Raw genomic sequence first — 17,841 nt, forward strand, 5'->3', positions numbered from 1 at the left:
GTTCTACTGGGGTACACCCCAGCTAAACACCTCAACCAGTTGAACAAATGATGAACAACAATAAGAAGGAAGAACCATGACAAACGCCGTTATCGTTGGAGCAGGCCCTAATGGTTTAGTAGCGGCCCTTTTCCTCGCCGATCACGATATTGAGGTGACAATACTTGAAGCTAATTCTTCTATTGGAGGCGGTGCACGATCCGGGGAATACACGCTCCCCGGACTGACACATGACCACTGTTCAGCGTTTCATCCTTTCGGTGTCGGATCAAGTTTTTGGAAAGAGGTAGAACTAGAGAAGTACGGTTTAGAATGGGCATGGTCTGAAGTTGACTGCGCTCACCCTCTGGATGATGGACGGGCTGGGATCCTGTATAGGTCTCTAGACAAAACTGTCGAACATCTGGGAGTCGACGGAGACATCTGGAGAAAGATAGTCGGGAGCAACGTAAGGAACTTCGACCTCCTGACGGAGGACATTTTCCGCCCACTTCTTCATATTCCTCAACACCCGGTCACTCTTGCCAAGTTCGCCCCATATGCTTCTCTGCCAGCCTCAACACTTATGCGCATGTTTAAAACCGAAGCGGGCAAAGCATTGTTTGGGGGAATCGCAGCCCACGCTTTTACCTCTCTCGACCGACCGCTAACTGCATCGCTCGGAATAATGCTCGCTGCTGCAGCCCACCAGTGGGGTTGGCCGGTAGCAAAAGGAGGATCTGGCGCAATTGTAGCGGCTCTAGAAAAAGCTCTCACCCAAAAGAACGTAACGATCCACACTAACAGTCCCGTTATTTCGAAAAGGGATATTCCAACCGCAGATCTTGTTCTTCTAGATCTTTCTCCCCAACAGATCCTCTCCTTATATGGAGATGAGATGCCATCAAGAATTAAAAAGCAATACTCAAATTTTAGATCTGGATCTTCCGCTTTCAAAGTTGACTATGCAATCAGCGGAGACATCCCTTGGAAAAATTCACATTGTAGACGTGCAGGCACTGTCCACCTTGGTGGCAATGCCAAAGAAACACTACTTTCCGAATCTTTAAGAGCTAAAGGAAAGATGCCTTCACGACCGTTCGTCCTTGTCGGACAGCAATATATGGCAGATCCTGCACGCAGCAATGGAAATCTAAATCCAATTTACGCATATGCGCATGTGCCTAAAGGATACTCAGGAGACGCTACAGGGCTAGTCACTGAACAAATAGAAAGATTTGCTCCAGGGTTCCGTGATCAAATTGTTATGAGCAAAAGTATTAACCCGCAGCAAATGGAATCGTCCAATAGGAACTTCCACAATGGGGACATTATTGGTGGAGAAAACGACGGACTACAGCTGGTATTTCGCCCTAGGATGACCACGAATCCATATTGGATTGGTGTGCAAGGTGTCTATATCTGTTCACATTCCTCTCCACCAGGGGCTGGAGTTCACGGACTATGTGGAAAAAATGCCGCAACTGCGGCCTTTCGGGATCTCCAAAAAAGGATCCACTTAAGCAAATAACACTTTACTCCGCCTGAACCACCGGCTAATATGCCCTCCTTACAATTCATAACCACCAAAAAGGTGGTGACTTTAGTCGACTATGCATGATCTTCCATATTTATGGTGACCCCCTTCACATAACATTATTTCCGCGCCGTTTTGGTCTTTGGAGCCCAGTTTAGGTAGGTATTTCGGCGCGACAAGGGTAATACGCTAAGAATGGTCGCTGCTTCAGAAGGACCTAGTTCTCGCTGCAATAGTTTCATGAGTGCCCCTTGATAGCTGAGAGTACCGGCAGGAGGGGCTTGATGCGCGAAGAGCTCAAAACGCACCGCTTATCCAATATGGAGTCCCCCCGAACTTTTGGGCTTCAGAATACCTGATAAGTCGGGAGGGTGAGTGGGATCATTCGTAGCGCAGCGCCTCAATCGGGTCCAGCTTCGCGGCCTTTCCGGCAGGGTAGTAGCCGAAGAAGAGGCCAATAGCCAGCGAGAAGAGCAGGGAGAGGATGACCGCCCACAGCGGGGGCGCCACGAGCGCGCCGATGGCGGCCGCACCCGCCATGCCGGCGGCGGTGCCGATGGCGATGCCGATGAGTCCACCGATGAGGCAGACCACGATGGCCTCCGTGATGAACTGGATGCGGATATCACGGCGGCGTGCGCCAAGCGCCTTGCGGATGCCAATCTCGCGGGTGCGCTCGGTGACGGTGATGAGCATAATGTTCATCACGCCGATGCCGCCGACGAGCAGCGAGATACCGCCGATGGCCGCGAGCACCAGGCTCATCGTGGTGAAGATCTGGTTCAAGGACGCGAGGTCATCGCTGAAGTCGGTCACTTTGACCATGTAGTCCGGGTTGTCCTTGTAATAGCTATCGAAGACACGCTGCAGGTTGCTGGCCACCGCGGACTTATCCAAGTCTGGGTTGCCGCGAACGGTGACCTCGCTGAAGGCGGTGCCGGCACCGGGGGAATCGGAAAGTTCGGCTTCCAGCGGGTAAGGAACGAAGGCGGATTGGCTGGGACCACCGCCCACAAGAGGGCCGGTTTGCGGTTCTTCAAAGACGCCGACGACGGCGAGCTCAATTGGGGAGGCCTCTTGGGTTTCGAAGCTTACGTATTGGCCAATGGCGTCTTCAGGAGCACCGAAAAGTTTGGTGGCGGTCTCCTTATCCAGCATGGCTACTGCCCGGCTGGAATCGATATCGTCTTCGCTGAGGAAACGCCCGGCCACGATGGAATAGGAGGAGCCGGAGACATAGTCCGGGTTGGTCGGGCGGACGAGGAGGTTGGCCGTCTCCTCCCCGGATTCGCCCTCGACCACGAGGGTGCCGGAATAGGAGCTGTATTCGCCGATATTGATGCCGGCGATCTGATCTCCCAAGACCTCCTTGGCGCGGTCCAGCATGTCCGGGGTGAGCATCGAGGACTCGTCCTCGACAAAGCCGCCGCCCATGAAGGGATCATCGGCTTCTTCCTCTTCGCCCTCCTCAGGGCGCTCCTTGACCTGGACGGTGAAGTTATTGGCGCCGACCTTGTCCAAGTCTTTCTGCACGGAAGCCTGCAAGGAGTGGCCGAGCGTGACGATGGCGATGACCGCGGCGATGCCGATGATGACGCCCAAGAGCGTCAGCGCCGAGCGCATCTTGTTGGTGCGCAGGCTGGTCAGCGCCATCTTGGTGGATTCAGCAAAATTCATGACAGCACACCGTCCTTCATCGTGACGGTGCGGCTGCACTCATCAGCCAATTCCGGGTTGTGGGTAATGAACAAAATGGTCTTTCCATGCGTGCGGTGCAGTTCGTGGAAGAGGTCCATGACCATGCGGCCGGTCTGCGAATCCAGCGCGCCGGTGGGCTCGTCCGCTAGGAGAATCTCCGGCTGGTTGGCCAAGGCGCGTGCCACCGCCACGCGCTGCTTCTGACCACCGGAGAGCTCATTGGGGAGGTGGTTCATGCGGTCGGACATGCCGACCATCTCCAGAAGCTCTTCCGCACGCTGGGTGCGCTCGTGAGCCGAAACGCCCGCATAGACCATGGGCATCTCCACGTTCTTCAGCGCGGACATGCGGCCGATCAGGTTGAAATTCTGGAAGATGAAACCGATTTTTTGGCCGCGGAAGGAGGCTAGTTTGTCGTCGCCAAGCGCCAGCGCATCCACGCCAGCCAGCTGGTACTCGCCAGCGGTGGGGCGGTCGAGGAGGCCGATGATGTTCATGAGCGTGGACTTGCCGGAGCCGGACTGGCCCACGACGGCCACGAACTCGCCCTCCTCCACGCTGAAGTCGAGGCCCGGGATGACGGTCAGCTCGCTGTCGAGGCCCTCGTTGAAGCGTTTGACGATTCCCCGCATCTCAATGAGGCGGCTCATGCGTTCTCTTCCGCATCATCGGAGCCATCGACGGAGGCGGACATGCCGACCATGTCCTTGTGCGTATCCGCCTGGCTGATGACGGTCTCGCCCTCCTTGAGGCCGGAGGCGATGGCGGCAGAGAAATCAGATTCGCTGGCCACTTTGACCTCGCGCGCCTGGATCGTGCCGTTGTCGACGACAAGGACGTTCTTCTTGCCGCCTTCTTCATAGATGGCAGAGAGCGGCACGGTGATGGCGTTCTTATCCTTCTTCGTAATGATCCTCACCTTCGTGGTGGAACCGAGGCGCAGGCCCTCGCGGTTGCCATCGACGCGGATGTGTACGGGGAATTCGGGCTTGGAGGAGCCAGTTGGCTTGCCGGAGCCGCCGCCTGCACCAGCCTCGGCGTCGGGCTGCTCAGCGGTGGGGGAGATGAAGGTGACCTTGCCCTTGAACTCCTTGCCGGGGCTCGACGGCGAGGTGAACGTTACTTCATCGCCGACCTTGATGCGGGCGATATCGCCCTCCTTGACCGTGGATTTCACCAACAGGGAGGAATCATCCGCCACGGTGAGGATGGGGCCTTCGGCGGGCATGCCGGCTTCGCCATTGACGGCGGTGACAACGCCCGCCAACGGGGAGCGCAGGTCGGCCTGGGAAAGTCGGTACTCTAACGGCCCGTTTTCCTTGGCGTTATTCGCGCTTGCCGACGCCGCCGTCTCCACCGCGTGGTTCACCGCCTGGGACTGGGAGGAAATCTGCTGTTCGATGGCCAGGTTGCTGGCTTGCAGTGCGCGCTCGGCATCGGCAACCGCTTGGTAGGAGGCGGCGGTGGCGCGCTGTTGTTCGCCCAGCTCGCGGTCGATGCCGCGGAGGACGCGGCCATAGGATTCCTCGGACTGCTTGAGCTGACGTTCAGAGTCCTGCACGGCCTCATCGGAGTCCAGATAGCTCAAGAAAGCGCTGGCGGTGTTGATTCCGGAGGGGTCCTCGGTGGCGGTGCCGATGGAGGCCAGTGCGGACTGGAAAGACTTGGACTCCGCATCGCGCACGCCGGAGCGTGCTTGTTCGACGGCCGCGCGGGCTTCGGCAACTTCGGGGCGGTCGCCCTTGGTGGCGAGGGCATCATCGAGCTTGCGCTGCGCCTCGGCGTACTCGGTCTGCGCCGAGTTCACAGCGGATTGGGCGCTGTTGACCTCGGGGTTGAGGCCTTGGTCGAGGGAATCCTGAAGCTGGCGCAGCTGGAGTTGGGCGTCCTCGATCTGGTGGACGGCCTCCAGCTTTCCTGCCTCCTGGGAGGTGCGCTGGGCCTCGAGCTCACGCTCGGTCTCGGTGGTGTCCATGCGGCCGAGGAGCTGCTGGGCCTCGACGCGGTCACCCACCTTCGCGTCCAAGGACTGGATGGGGCCGGTCAGCGAGGTGGTCAGCGAGAGTTCGCGCTCGGCAGAAACGGTGCCGGTGGCGGAGACGGAGCTGATGAGGTCTTCTTTGGCGGTTTTCGTGACATCGGTTGCGGTGAGCTGAATATCGGAAGACCCACTGGTTAGTGCGTACATTCCACCGCCGCCTGCGAGGAGAACCGCAGCGATAGCGCCAGCAGTGATGCCGAGAGCTTTCTTATTCATGAATCCCTTACTGTCAGGTTAACGCCGTCATTGAAATCGGGTTCAGATTAACTCTCGGGCATGTGTCTTGTCATGCGCAGTGGGGGGAATATAGGAGGTAGATCAGGGTCTACCCTTAGATGGTGCGAGGCTATGAGGTCTGGTGACGTTTCGATCAATTAAGGTCCCGAAAATGGGTGATTTTCTGCCACTATTTGATCGAAACGTATGTGGCATCTGACTTTTAGAAGGGCACATCGATGTAGATCTCCTCCGCCTTCGGCAAAGGCGGCAGTTTGGGTAGCTGATCGAGACCCTCCTGGACTTCCGGCGGGAGGGGAATCTGCGGAGGCTCGGGCAGTTCTAGCTTGGGTTTGGGCCGCTGCGGTGGGGCCGGGCGTGGCGCCGGTGCTGGTGCGGGCGCTGGCGCGCGGACGGTGACGGTTTCTACTTCGACGCGTGGCGTGGGTGTTTCGGCTACTACGGGTGCGGGAGCTGGTGCTTCGGCCGTAGGTTCCGGTTCAGCCGGAGCTGGCGCGATGGAGGTGGTGTCACCCAAGCGGTTGACCGGCTGGGGTACCGCATCAGGCTTCCAGGAAGGCAGCTGGGCCGAGGTGGTGGGGTTGGGCTCGGCTCGCGGAGCAGGTTCTGCCTGCGTGGCAGCGCAGGCAGAAAGCGGAAGGCAAGCAAAAATGACAAGAATACGGCGCGATGCCATGGGAATCCCCCTTAAGTAGTGCCTCTCCCTCAGCGCACCCCAGCGCTTAATTAAGGAAAGGCAGAATCAACAGTGTGCTGCCAGCATAGCGCCACCGCGGAGGGCGCGCAGCGCGAGCGCGCAGAGGCCGTTTTAAGGCGGTGGTGGAGCGGCCGCGGGACACGAGGGGAGTCCAACTTTTGTATAGGGCTAAAACCGATACAATGTGGGCTATGCCTAACTCCAGCCAGCTAAACCAGCAGAATACGTCCCAGTCCGCCGAGTGGTTCGAGCGCGCCACCAAGGTCACCCCGGGCGGCGTGAATTCCCCGGTTCGCGCCTTCGGTTCCGTGGGCGGCCAAGCCCGCGTTATCGCGCGCGGTGAGGGCTCCCGCCTCTGGGATATCGACGGCAATGAGTACGTCGACCTGGTCAGCTCTTATGGCCCGATGATCCACGGCAATGCCCACCCGGCCATCGTGGAGGCGGTGCAGAAGGCGGCTGCCGACGGCCTCTCCTTCGGCGCACCCACCGAGGGCGAGACGCTGCTGGCGGAGCACATTGTCAAGCGCACCGCCGTGGAGCAGGTACGCCTGGTCAATTCCGGTACCGAGGCCACCATGTCCGCCGTGCGCCTGGCCCGCGGTTTCACCGGCCGCGCCAAGGTCCTGAAATTTGAAGGCTGCTACCACGGCCATGTGGATGCGCTGTTGGCGTCGGCTGGCTCCGGCGTGGCCACCTTCGCGCTGCCGGATTCCCCGGGCGTGACCGGCGCTTCGGCCGCGGACACCATCGTCGTCCCCTATAACGACCTCGACGCCGTCCGCGAGGCCTTCGCCGCGCACCCGGGAGAGATCGCCTGCATCATCGCCGAAGCTGCCGCGGGCAACATGGGCACCGTGGCCCCGGAGGAGGGCTTCAATGCGGCGCTCAAGGAGATCGCGCATGCCGACGGTGCCCTGCTCATTCTCGACGAGGTCATGACCGGCTTCCGCACCTCCTACAAGGGCTGGTTCGGCGTCGATGGGGTAGCGGGTGACCTGGTGACCTTCGGCAAGGTGGTTTCCGGTGGCCTGCCGGCAGCCGCCTTCGGCGGCCGCGCCGACGTGATGGCTTCGCTGGCACCGTCGGGCCCCGTCTACCAGGCAGGCACGCTGTCCGGTAACCCGGTAGCGATGGCCTCTGGTCTGGCTTCACTGGAGCTGGCCAACGCAGAGCTGTACCCGCGCTTGCAGGATAACGCGGACCGCCTGACCGGCCTCATCACCGAGGCACTGAGCGCCGCCGGCGTGGAACACTACATCCAGCGTGCGGAGACGATGTTCTCCATCCGCTTCGCTGAGGGCCAGGGCCGCAACTTCGCCGATATGCAGGCCGCCGATACCTGGCGCTTCGCACCCTTCTTCCACGCACTGCTGGAAGGCGGCGTGTATGTCCCGCCGTCAGCCTTCGAGACCTGGTTTGTGTCTGATGCGCTCACGGACAATGATTTTGAGGTAATCGAGGCGGCTCTTAAGCCTGCCGCCCAGGCCGCCGCCAGCGCGCAGCGCCCGCAGTAAACCAACCATTTGAGGGGATAGACACAGGTATATGTCCACCACCATCGTCCACTTCGTCCGCCACGGCGAGGTTTATAACCCGGATAAGATCCTTTACGGGCGCATCCCGGGCTATCACTTGTCCTCACGTGGGCACTCGATGGCCGCGCGCACGGCGAAAGCCTTCGAAGGCCATGACGTGACCTACCTGGCGGCCTCGCCGCTGCAGCGCGCGCAGGAAACCGCGATGCCGATTGCGCAGGTGACGGGCTTGGAGGTGGACGTCGACAAGGGCGTCATCGAGTCCGGCAACCGCTTCGAGGGCCTGCGCACCAAGGGCTGGAACTCGCAGCTGTGGAACCCGCAGCGCTGGCCGCTCATGGTCAACCCACTCGAGCCCTCGTGGGGCGAGCCTTTCGAGGAGATCGCCGCGCGCATGATGGACGCTGCCGAGCGCGCTCGTTCCAAGGCTGAGGGACACGAGGCCATCGTGGTTTCCCACCAGCTACCCATCGTCATGGTGCAGCGCACCGTGTTGGGCAAGCGCCTGGCCCACGCGCCGTGGGACCGCACGTGCGCATTGGCTTCGGTGACTTCGCTGGTCTACCGCGACCGCGAGATCATCGATATCTTCTACTCCGAACCGGCACAGGACATCTAATGGCGCGCAGAACTATCCGCGCCGCCGCGGCCGGTGTCCTTGCTGTGATTGCCTTGGTTGGCTGCTCGCAGAGCGAGGAGAACGCGCAGAACGCAGTAGCCTCCGGCGGCACCTTCGAGTTCATCTCGCCCGGCGGGCAGACCACCATCCGCTATGCGGAGGAAGACCGCAAGCCACTCAAGGATTTCTCCGGTGAGGACCTGCGGAATGAGTCCACGACGATCAAGCTTTCGGATTTTCAGGACCAGATCGTGGTCCTCAACTCCTGGGGCCAGTGGTGCGCGCCGTGCCGCTCCGAATCGGATGACCTCCAGGCCATCCACTCGGAGCTGCAAAAGCGCAAGGTCGGCACCGTGCTAGGCATCAACGTCAAGGACTTCAACCCGGAGATCTCCCGGGACTTTATGGCCGATAACGGCCTGGAATACCCCTCCATCTACGACCCGCCCTTCAAAACGGCCGCGGCACTTGGTGGCGTGCCTACCTCCGTGGTGCCCACCACCATCGTGCTGGATAAGCAGCACCGCCCCGCCGCGGTCTTCCTGACCGAGATCACGGAGAAGGATGTCCTCGAGGTCGTCGACGAACTGGAGAAAGAACAGTGATCCTTGCCGCTGACGGTATGGGGCAAAGCTTTGCCGATGCCGCCGTGTCCGGCCCGCTCCTGATCGGAGTGCTCGCCGCGGCCGTGGCCGGATTGGTTTCTTTCGCCTCACCGTGTGTGGTTCCACTGGTTCCTGGCTATATCTCTTACCTCGCCTCCGTGGTCGGCGGTGAGGTGAGTTATGACGAGGAGCTGGGGGTGGGCGTCGGCAAGCGCCGGCGTTGGGCCGTCGTTGGTGCCGCCGCACTCTTCGTGCTGGGCTTTACCGTCGTGTTTGTACTGGCCACCGTGTCGGTTTTCGGCGCCATTTCGGCGCTCAGACTCAACGCGGACACCCTCATGCGCGCCGGTGGCATCATCACCATCCTCATGGGCGTGGTGTTCATGGGCGTGGTGCCGGTACTGCAGAAGGACACGCGCATGGCGCCGCGGCGCTGGACCACGTGGCTGGGCGCGCCGCTGCTCGGCGGCGTTTTCGCCTTGGGCTGGACCCCGTGCCTGGGCCCCACCTTGGCCGCCATCCTGTCCGTTTCTGCCGGCACCGAAGGAACCACCGCGCTGCGCGGCACCATCCTCATCATTGGCTACTGCCTGGGCCTCGGCCTGCCCTTCCTGCTCGTGGCACTGGGGTCGGCCAAGGCCATGCGCACCGTGACCTGGATGCGCAAACACTCCCGTGCCATCCAGATCGTTGGCGGCATCGCCATGATCCTCGTCGGCCTGGCGCTGCTGACCGGGCTCTGGGGAGAGTTCATTAACGCCATCCGCCAGTGGACTGTGTCCTATGGCGCGACGCTGCTGTAAAGGAGAATTTTCGTGAGATATATCCGCAAGGCCTGGCACTGGCTGACCAGCATGCGCACCGCCTTGGCGCTGCTCTTCCTGCTGGCCATCGCCGCCATTCCGGGTTCGCTTCTGCCGCAGCGCTCGCTCAATGAATCCAATGTCAATGACTTCATTGAGACCAACGGCAAGGTCGCGGAGATCTACGACAAACTGCAGCTTTTCGACGTCTTCTCCTCCGTCTGGTTCCAGGCCATCTACGTCCTGCTCATGATTTCCTTGGTGGGCTGCATCATCCCGCGCTCCTGGGATCACTACAAGGCCTACCGCACACCGCCGACGCGCGCGCCGAAGTATCTGGAAAAGATGCCGCTCAACGCCACCGGGCATTCGGAGAAATCCCCGGAGGAGATCGCGGCTGCCACCAAGACCATGCTGAAGAAGTGGCGAGTCTCCGAGGTCTCCCCAGACAAGGACCGTGCGGGTGCGCAGTCTTTCTCCGCCGAGCGCGGCTATGCCCGCGAGCTGTGCAACCTCATCTTCCACATTGCGCTCGTGGCCATCCTGCTGACCATGGCCGCCGGGCGCCTGGTGCACTACGAGGGACAGGTCATCGTGGTCACGGAAAAGAACTCCCAGGGGCAGACCCAAGAGCAGGCGCAATCCACGGAGTTCTGCAACACCTCGACCTCCGTCTATGACTCCTTCCGCGCCGGCCCGCTGTTCGACGGCACCGGCCTGCACCCCTTCTGCTTCCTGGCCCACGACTTCACTGCGGACTACCTGCCCAATGGTCAGGCGGAGATGTTCACCTCCAACGTGTCCTATGCCGCGGGCGACGATATCTTCACGGACCCGGAGACCTGGGAGGACTACCAGCTGCAGGTCAACCACCCGCTGCGCATTGATAGCAACCGCGTCTACCTGCAAGGGCACGGCTTTGCGCCGACCATGACGGTGGAGTGGCCCAACGGTGAAAAGCGCACGCAGACCATCCAGTTCCAGCCCACAGACACCACGTTTTTCCTCTCCGAGGGCGTGATGCGTTTCGATCCTCCGGCGGGCATGTACCCGGATCTGTTTGAGCGCCGCCAAAACCAGATCGCCATCCAGGGCCTGTTTGCCCCGACCGCCGAGTGGTCCGGCGAGAGCGGCAAGCTGCTGCAATCCTCCTACCCGGCGATGCTCGATCCTGCTGTGGCCATCGATATCTACCGCGGCGATGCCGGCCTGGACACGGGTACCCCGCAGTCCTTCTTCTCCCTCGATTCCAACCTGGTCCACACGGGCCAGCTGCAGAAGATCGACCGCGTCAACCTGAACCAGGGTGAATCGGTCACGCTGGACGACGGCACCAAGGTCACCTTCGATGGTGCCTCCGAGTTCGCGAATTACCAGGTGTCCTACGACCCCTTCCAAGGCTGGGTTCTGGTGTCCTCCCTGGTCATGCTGGTATCCCTGGTTGGTTCGCTGGTGATTAAGCGCCGCCGCGTGTGGGTACGCATCCGGCCGGGCGCCAACGGCGGCACCGACATTGAGATGGGTGGGCTTGCCCGTACCGACCGCGCCGGCTGGTCCGAGGAGTTCCACAAGCTGCACCGCGAGCTCTTGGAGTTGCCGGATCCTGATGAGGTGGAGGAAGACGAACTCTACTCCGCCGACTAAAGGCGCGGATTACATCCTTCAAAAGTTGGATACTGCAGCGGTTGAGGGGTAGCCTTATGAGCACCATAAATCTCTCCGCTCATGCAGCCTCGTGTGTGAAGCACGGTGTAGGCACGATTGTGAAGGCAAGGTTTCCCACTCATGCAGGTTGATCAAAATCTGTCCAACTTTTCCGACATCGCGGTGCAAACCGCGTTCGTCGTTTATGCTCTCGCCTTGGTGTTGTCCCTGGTCTATTATGGCCGGATGCACAGCATCATCGAGGCTATGCGCTCCCGCACGACTGCTGCGGCGCAGCAGCGTGAACTCGCCAGCGTGGGGGCTTCGGCAGATGGTGCAGTGCTTGGCGACGTCCCCCCGACCACCAGCGCAGAGAACGTTGGCCCCGATGCTGACCTAGATGCGGATCTGGCGAAGAAGCGGGAGAACGCCGACAAGCTCGGCGGCATGACGCAGATGCTGCTGTGGCTGGGTATCGCCCTGCACCTGGCTGCCATCGTGCTGCGCGGCCTGGCAACGGGACGCTTCCCGTTTGGCAACCTTTACGAGTACGTGCTCATGGTGACCGCCGGCGCCATGGTGGTGGCGACCATTGCCATGCAGCGCAAGGAATGGCGAACCCTGTGGCCGTGGCTGCTCACGCCGATTCTGGCGCTGATGTTCTATGGCTCCACCAAGCTCTATGCGGAATCCGCTCCGGTGGTTCCCGCACTGCAGTCCCACTGGCTGCCCATCCACGTCACCGTGGTCTCGCTGGGCGCGTCCATTGGCGTGGTTTCCGGTATTGCCTCTCTGCTCAGCGTGCTGCGTGAATTCCAGCCGAAGGGCAGTGAGTCCGGTTTCTTTGGTGTGCTTGCTCGCCCGCTTCCTTCGGCTAAGAAGCTTGACCGCTTGGCTTATCGCTTGGGTGTGGTGGCGCTGCCGACCCTGGGCTTGGGTATTGTGCTGGGCGCCATTTGGGCTGAGTCTGCCTGGGGCCGCTACTGGGGTTGGGACCCGAAGGAGACCGTCTCTTTCGCCACCTGGATCCTCTACGCCGCTTATCTGCACGCCCGTGCGACGCCGGCCTTCCGCAAGGCCGCGCCGTATATCAACATCGCGGCGATGCTGCTCATGATCTTCAACCTGTTCTTCATCAACATGGTTGTCTCCGGCCTGCACTCCTATGCGGGGCTGAACTAAATGGCGGAGACCCCTAAGCCGCGGCACAAGCAGGGCAAGCCGGCGGGCGATAACCCGCAGCTCATCGCTCTCGGTGAGGGCTTTGCGCAGCGCCGCCGAGAACTCGGTATCCTGCAGCAGGCGCTGGCTGAGAAGGCCGGGATTTCGCGCTCCACGCTGCACACCATCGAGCACGGCGGCTCTGGCGTGCGCTGGGAAAAGGTGATTGCGGTGGCTGAGGCCCTTGACCTTGAGATGACCTTCGAGCCTAAGGCCTAGGCTTCTTCGCCTTTAGAGTCTTTGCCCTCACTGTCCTTGTTCTCGGGGGCTTGGGGCTTCTGGGAACCGTGTGAACCCTGTGAGCGCCGGCGGCGCTCTTCTTCTTGGCGCTCTGCTTCCCGCTCCTTGGCGCGGCGCTCTTTGAAGCGCTGCTTCTCTAGGTTCCACAGGAACTCTTCGTCATCGTCCGGGCCCTTGATTGCGGGGCGCTGCGGCTGCTGTGGCTGCTGCACCTTCTTATTCCAACTCGACGGCCCAAAAGCCTTCCAGACGAGGACTGCCGCGAGGACAAACAAGAGTAGTAGTATCAATCGACCCATGCGTTGTATTCTACGGAATGCCCGCAAAGCAAAAGTGAGAATTATGAGTCAGACAGAAAACACCACTAATACCTCCCAGAACCCCGAGCCACCCCAGCCGGACCCGGCGCTGAAGCGACGCTCGCGCCAAGCGCTGTGGAAGTACGGGGCTGCCCGCGTGGTGCTGTTCATTGTGCTCACCGCGGTGATTCAGCTGCTGGCCATGGCAGTACTCGGGGCCTTTCCGCTGCTGGTCTCCGCCCTGTTGGCGTTGTTTGTGGCGCTACCGCTGTCCATGCTGATCTTCTCCAAGTGGCGCATGGAAGCCACCCAGACGCTGGCGGAGTACTCCGCGCAGCGCAAGGCCCACAAGAAGTGGGTTCAAGAGGAGCTGGCTGGCCGCTAAATCGGTGCTTAAACCAGGGCCAGCGCTACTGCGTTGATAACCGCCCACATCAGCATTGCGCGGCCGGCCATGCCAAGCACTGGGATGAGCTTTGGGCCGCGTGCGCCGCGATTGACGGTGCGGATGGCGCCCAGTGCGAGGGGGAAGTAGAGCAGTGAAGCGAGCGCTGCCCAGGATTCGAAGGCTAGGCCGATGCTGAGTAGCACCGGCAGCAGCAATAGGGTCATGAATAGAGTGCGGGACTTCTTATCACCCAGGCGCACAGCCAAGGTGATCTTGCCGGTGGCCTTATCGGAGGGGATGTCCCGGATGTTATTGGCCAGGTTTACCGCCGCACTCATACCGCCGATACCCACCGCCAAGGCAAGGCCCGTCCACGTGATGCGGCCGGCCTGCGTGTACTCGGTGCCCAGGACGGCGACGAGCCCGAAGAATACGAAAACGGCGATTTCTCCGAACCCGCGGTAGCCGTAGGGGTTCTTGCCACCGGTATAGAACCAGGCGCCGGCGATACACACGGCGCCGACGAGGATGAACCAAGCTGCGTTGGCAGCCAGGGAGAGCGAAATTCCCGCGATGGCGGCCACGCCGAAGCAAGCGAAGGCGGCGAACTTGACGTGCTGTGGTTTGGCCAGCCCGCCGCCGGTGAGGCGCTGGGGGCCGGTGCGGTCATCATCGGTGCCGCGGATGCCATCGGAGTAGTCGTTGGCGTAGTTCACGCCGATGATAAGAGCCCAGGCCACGATGAGTGCCAGCAACGCCCGGCCCCAGTGCAAACCATGCGCCGCGGCGGCAGCGCCGGTACCAGCGATAACGGGAGCAAAGGCATTGGCCCAGGTATGCGGGCGAGCACCCTGGAGCCAATCGGCAGGAGTGGCGGAATAGGCAGACATGCTCACTATTGTGCCACTGGTGTGGTGTGCTGCGGCAATGAGCTGGTGCGTTGGCGAAAGCGGTAGATGATGAGCACTGCAACGAAAATAACGGCATTGGTGACTGTCATTGCGGCAGAGGTAGCCGCGTCAAGGACATAGGCAACCCAAAATCCCACGACCGCGCTGATAGCGGCAACGCCACAGGCGGTCAACACCAGCGTGGGCACGCGCTGAGTAAGCAGCCGCGCGGTCATCGTCGGGAATACCATGAGAGCGATGACCAGCATGGCACCGGCAGCGTGAAAGGCGGCGGTGGCGGTGCAGGCAACCACGGTCATAAATATGATGTGAAGAACGCGCGTGGGCACCCCGCGTGCGGCACAAAAATCGGCGTCAAAAGTCGTGGCGGATAAACGCGGCAGTGTAAGGGCGAGGAAGAGAGCATTGATACCCAGCACTGCGGCCATGATGTAGCAATAGTTGGGATTGGAGAAGGCCGCGAGGTTGAGATCACCGACGAGAACGGCGTGGACATCAAGGTGCACGTGGCTCATGTGCGTAGAAATCAGGATGACTCCGGCGGCAAACAGGGCGGGAAAGACCAATCCGAGGGCGGAATCAGCAGTCACCAGCGGGCTGCGCTGTAGTGCGTCAGTTCCCAACGCCACCACCAAGGCGCCAGCGGCCGCGGTAACGAGCAAGATGGGTGAATCTAGATCTGCGGTAAAGAGGTAGCCGACGGCAATTCCGGGAAGGACGGCATGGCCGATGCCGTCGATAAGCATGGCCTGGCCTTTGAGGACAACAAAGGTGCCGGGGATAGCACAGGCCAAGGCCGTCAGAACGGCAAGGAGACAAGCGGTCGCGGCGAGGGTCATGAGGCTAGCTTTCTACTGGTGAGGCTGATAGTGACGAGCGCCGCCTGAGCCAGGACGATGACCGGACCGGTGGGCAGCGGGCCGTGCGCAATGGAGACATAGCAGCCGAGAGCAGCGGTGGCCGCGCCGAAGAACCCGGAGAGCGCGATGAAAGGTAGCAAGCGCGTGGTCCAGGGGCGGGCAGCGGCGGCAGGGCTGATGACCACGGCGACCATGAGCACTACGCCGACGACTTTGACGCCGAGCACCGTGATGGCGGTGAGGGCGAAGAAACTAGCCGCGTTGAGGAACGAGGTGCGGATGCCGGCTACCTGGGCAAAACTTGAATCAAAAGTGACTGCGGCCTGCCGGGTGTGAATGAGGAAAAGAAAAAGCAGCACGCAGCCACCGATGATGAGTGTGGACCGTACATCCGCGCGAGTGAGCGTGGAGGCATTTCCCAGCAAATAATCCTGGATTCCGGCCTTGCCAGGCAATGGTCGGCGGGAAATATACTGCATGAGCAGCATTCCCACCGAGAAAAATGTGGTTAGCGTGGCCGCCATCGCAGTGGTTTGCCCCAGGGGAGTTAACCGCGGGATGAGGTGAATGCACCCCACCGCGAGGGTTCCGGTGAGCAGGGCGCCGCAAGAAAGAAGCCAGACATTTCGCCCGTCCCAGCCAATGGCGGTGGCCACGAGGAAGGCGGTGAGCAGTCCAGGCAGGGAAGAATGCGAGATGGCATCGGCCAGCAGGCTGGTGCGGCGAACATATACCAGTGGGCCTAGCGCGCCAGCGCAGCCACCGATGAGCACGGTGCCCAGGAGTGCCTGGGTATAGGTGTAGTTCTGAAGAAGCTCGAGTGGGTTCATGATGGCAGGGAAAACATGTCGGCAATGGCGGACTCGGTAAGTACCTGCTCGGTGGGGCCAGCAGCAATGAGCCGGCCGTGGCCGACCATGAGGACCTCATCGCAAAAGTCGGCGACCTCCGCCAGGTTGTGATGCACCAGCAGGATGGTCACGCCGTTCTCGCGCAGTTCCTTGAGTACATCCATGATGGCGCGCTGACTCGCGGCATCGACACCAGCGAAGGGCTCGTCGAGGATGATGAATTCCGGCTCGCTAACGAGCGTGCGCGCCAACAACACGCGCTGGCGCTGACCACCAGACAGGGCGGAAATCGGCAGCTGCGCGTGTGCCTGCATTCCGGTGCGGGAAAGCGCGGCGTGAGCGGCGTCTTTGTCAGCGCGGCTGGGCCACTGCCACCAGCGCAGCCCGGCGGTGCGGCCCATCAGGGCGATGTCGAAGGCGGTGGCAGGGTAATTCCAGTCGATATCCGCATGTTGTGGCATATATCCGAGACGCTGCCGAAAATGTGCCAGATCGACGCCATCGAAGGTCATCGACCCGCAGGCTAGAGGCGGAAGGAGCCCTACCAGCGTGCGGACCAGAGTAGACTTTCCCGACCCGTTCGCACCCACCAGCCCGGTGATAGTCGCGGGGGTGAGGGTGAAGGAGGCGTCGTGAAGCACCGGCGTGCGGGGATAGCCGGCGGTGAGGTTTCCTACGCTGAGCATTAGCTTAGTGCTTTCGCCACGGCGCTAGCGTTATGTTCGAAGGCTCCGAGGTAGGTATCGGTTGGGGCTTCCGGGCCGAGGGTATCGGCAAAGAGCTCTTCATCCGAGATGGTGACTGTCCAGTTGCGGGTTTCTACGGCTTCCTTGAGAGAAGTGATGGCCTGTGGGTTCGCCTGGTTATCTTGGAAGATAACGGGGACCTTCTTCTCCGCGATCGTATCCGCGAGCTCGGAGATCTCAGTGGCGGACTTGGTGGCTTCGGTGGTCACGAAGTCGGTGGCTTGGACTTCAAAGTCGAAGGTCTTGCCGAAGTAGTTGAAGGCGTCATGGCCGGTGATAAGAACGCGCGGGGAGGCGCTTTCGAGTTCCTTAGCGGCCTTGTCGTGCGCGGCTGCAATCTTGTCTTCATAAGCATCGGCGGCCGCGGCATAGTCTTCGGCATTGTCAGAGTCGATTTCGCCGAGTTTGGTGCCGATATGATCGACGACCTGGCTCCACAGCTCGGGGCTATTCCAGATGTGCGGGTCGTAGAGTTTTTCGCCCTTGTCACCTTGCTCGGGCCACGGCAGAAGGTCAGCAGTATCGAGCTGTTCGCCGACAGCTAGCTGCTTTTCACCGAGGGAGGAGAGCTGGTCCACCATTTGCGCCTCGAGGTGAAGGCCATTCCAGAGGACGAGGTCGGCATCCTGCATCTTTTCAATATCGCGCGTGGTGGGCTGGTAGGTGTGTGGATCGCCGCCGGGGCCGACCATGGTGGTGATGTCGGCGTCCGGGGCGATATTGGCGGCCGCATCAGCCAAGTAACCGGTCGTGGCGAAGATCGTCAGGTTATCGTTCTGGGCTTCGGTGGAGTCGCTGCTGGTGCAGGCGCTCAGCGTGCTTGCGACCACGAGGGAAGCGAGGGGAAGCGCAATAAGTTTCTTCACGGGAAACCTCTCTTATTAAAAGTGAATGTCGATGTTCAATGGATTGAACTTGAAAGAGCAT

General features: G+C 60.9%; 19 protein-coding genes. 9 read left to right on the top strand and 10 right to left on the bottom strand.

Features of this window, described 5'->3' with window-relative positions:
* Positions 1-76 precede the first annotated feature (76 nt).
* Positions 77-1,510: a phytoene desaturase family protein gene (locus tag CAURI_RS13530; RefSeq protein ID WP_010189774.1), complete on the top strand. Its 1,434-nt coding sequence runs from the start codon at positions 77-79 to the stop codon at positions 1,508-1,510.
* 387 nt (positions 1,511-1,897) lie between these two features.
* Here the strand turns inward: CAURI_RS13530 and CAURI_RS01750 are convergent, their stop codons facing one another.
* The 4 genes from CAURI_RS01750 to CAURI_RS01765 form a co-directional block, all read right to left on the bottom strand.
* Positions 1,898-3,193, bottom strand: a complete 1,296-nt coding sequence (locus CAURI_RS01750) for an ABC transporter permease (protein WP_010189773.1) — start codon at positions 3,191-3,193, stop codon at positions 1,898-1,900.
* Positions 3,190-3,864 (bottom strand): ABC transporter ATP-binding protein, encoded by a 675-nt coding sequence (locus tag CAURI_RS01755; protein ID WP_010189772.1) that lies wholly within the window; start codon positions 3,862-3,864, stop codon positions 3,190-3,192. The genes CAURI_RS01750 and CAURI_RS01755 overlap by 4 nt, the downstream gene beginning before the upstream one ends.
* The gene (locus CAURI_RS01760; RefSeq protein ID WP_010189770.1) at positions 3,861-5,471 is read right to left on the bottom strand and encodes a permuted SH3 domain-containing protein; all 1,611 of its coding nucleotides are present in this window, start codon (positions 5,469-5,471) and stop codon (positions 3,861-3,863) included. Before CAURI_RS01760 ends, CAURI_RS01755 begins: the two co-directional genes overlap by 4 nt.
* 223 nt (positions 5,472-5,694) lie before the next feature.
* Positions 5,695-6,168: a hypothetical protein gene (locus CAURI_RS01765; protein ID WP_010189769.1), complete on the bottom strand. Its 474-nt coding sequence runs from the start codon at positions 6,166-6,168 to the stop codon at positions 5,695-5,697.
* A 203-nt stretch (positions 6,169-6,371) separates the two neighbouring features.
* Between CAURI_RS01765 and hemL the strand changes: the two genes are divergently transcribed.
* From hemL to CAURI_RS01800, 7 genes are all read left to right on the top strand, one after another.
* Positions 6,372-7,706, top strand: coding sequence for a glutamate-1-semialdehyde 2,1-aminomutase (gene hemL / locus CAURI_RS01770; RefSeq protein WP_012714810.1), 1,335 nt, complete (start codon positions 6,372-6,374; stop codon positions 7,704-7,706).
* A gap of 31 nt (positions 7,707-7,737) precedes the next feature.
* Positions 7,738-8,346: a histidine phosphatase family protein gene (locus CAURI_RS01775; RefSeq protein WP_010189767.1), complete on the top strand. Its 609-nt coding sequence runs from the start codon at positions 7,738-7,740 to the stop codon at positions 8,344-8,346.
* Positions 8,346-8,951, top strand: a complete 606-nt coding sequence (locus CAURI_RS01780) for a TlpA disulfide reductase family protein (protein WP_010189766.1) — start codon at positions 8,346-8,348, stop codon at positions 8,949-8,951. Before CAURI_RS01775 ends, CAURI_RS01780 begins: the two co-directional genes overlap by 1 nt.
* Before the next feature lie 17 nt (positions 8,952-8,968).
* Complete coding sequence (locus CAURI_RS01785) at positions 8,969-9,754, top strand: cytochrome c biogenesis CcdA family protein (protein ID WP_049754621.1); 786 nt, start codon at positions 8,969-8,971, stop codon at positions 9,752-9,754.
* A 12-nt stretch (positions 9,755-9,766) separates the two neighbouring features.
* Entirely contained in the window at positions 9,767-11,398 is a 1,632-nt protein-coding gene (locus CAURI_RS01790; RefSeq protein ID WP_010189764.1) for a cytochrome c biogenesis protein ResB, read from the top strand.
* A gap of 141 nt (positions 11,399-11,539) precedes the next feature.
* Positions 11,540-12,580, top strand: coding sequence for a c-type cytochrome biogenesis protein CcsB (gene ccsB, locus CAURI_RS01795; protein WP_010189763.1), 1,041 nt, complete (start codon positions 11,540-11,542; stop codon positions 12,578-12,580).
* Positions 12,581-12,838 (top strand): helix-turn-helix domain-containing protein, encoded by a 258-nt coding sequence (locus CAURI_RS01800; RefSeq protein ID WP_010189761.1) that lies wholly within the window; start codon positions 12,581-12,583, stop codon positions 12,836-12,838.
* On the opposite strand, the gene CAURI_RS01805 is transcribed toward CAURI_RS01800, so the two are convergent.
* Positions 12,835-13,158 carry a hypothetical protein gene (locus CAURI_RS01805; protein WP_012714811.1) on the bottom strand — a complete coding sequence of 108 codons (324 nt, stop codon included), beginning with the start codon at positions 13,156-13,158 and terminating at the stop codon, positions 12,835-12,837. The genes CAURI_RS01800 and CAURI_RS01805 overlap by 4 nt on opposite strands.
* Before the next feature lie 43 nt (positions 13,159-13,201).
* Here CAURI_RS01805 and CAURI_RS01810 point away from each other — a divergent pair, with 43 nt between their 5' ends.
* Positions 13,202-13,543, top strand: coding sequence for a DUF4229 domain-containing protein (locus tag CAURI_RS01810; protein ID WP_010189757.1), 342 nt, complete (start codon positions 13,202-13,204; stop codon positions 13,541-13,543).
* 8 nt (positions 13,544-13,551) lie between these two features.
* On the opposite strand, the gene CAURI_RS01815 is transcribed toward CAURI_RS01810, so the two are convergent.
* Genes CAURI_RS01815 through CAURI_RS01835 form a run of 5 tightly spaced genes read right to left on the bottom strand, consistent with a single transcriptional unit; the run spans position 13,552 to position 17,780 of the window.
* Positions 13,552-14,436: a 1,4-dihydroxy-2-naphthoate polyprenyltransferase gene (locus CAURI_RS01815; protein WP_010189756.1), complete on the bottom strand. Its 885-nt coding sequence runs from the start codon at positions 14,434-14,436 to the stop codon at positions 13,552-13,554.
* A gap of 5 nt (positions 14,437-14,441) precedes the next feature.
* The gene (locus CAURI_RS01820; RefSeq protein ID WP_010189755.1) at positions 14,442-15,296 is read right to left on the bottom strand and encodes a metal ABC transporter permease; all 855 of its coding nucleotides are present in this window, start codon (positions 15,294-15,296) and stop codon (positions 14,442-14,444) included.
* Entirely contained in the window at positions 15,293-16,147 is an 855-nt protein-coding gene (locus CAURI_RS01825; protein WP_010189752.1) for a metal ABC transporter permease, read from the bottom strand. The genes CAURI_RS01820 and CAURI_RS01825 overlap by 4 nt, the downstream gene beginning before the upstream one ends.
* Positions 16,144-16,854 (bottom strand): metal ABC transporter ATP-binding protein, encoded by a 711-nt coding sequence (locus tag CAURI_RS01830; RefSeq protein ID WP_010189751.1) that lies wholly within the window; start codon positions 16,852-16,854, stop codon positions 16,144-16,146. The genes CAURI_RS01825 and CAURI_RS01830 overlap by 4 nt, the downstream gene beginning before the upstream one ends.
* Positions 16,854-17,780 carry a metal ABC transporter substrate-binding protein gene (locus CAURI_RS01835; RefSeq protein ID WP_010189749.1) on the bottom strand — a complete coding sequence of 309 codons (927 nt, stop codon included), beginning with the start codon at positions 17,778-17,780 and terminating at the stop codon, positions 16,854-16,856. The genes CAURI_RS01830 and CAURI_RS01835 overlap by 1 nt, the downstream gene beginning before the upstream one ends.
* Positions 17,781-17,841 lie beyond the last annotated feature (61 nt).

The sequence above is a fragment of the Corynebacterium aurimucosum ATCC 700975 genome (assembly GCF_000022905.1).
Lineage (GTDB): Bacteria > Actinomycetota > Actinomycetes > Mycobacteriales > Mycobacteriaceae > Corynebacterium > Corynebacterium aurimucosum_F.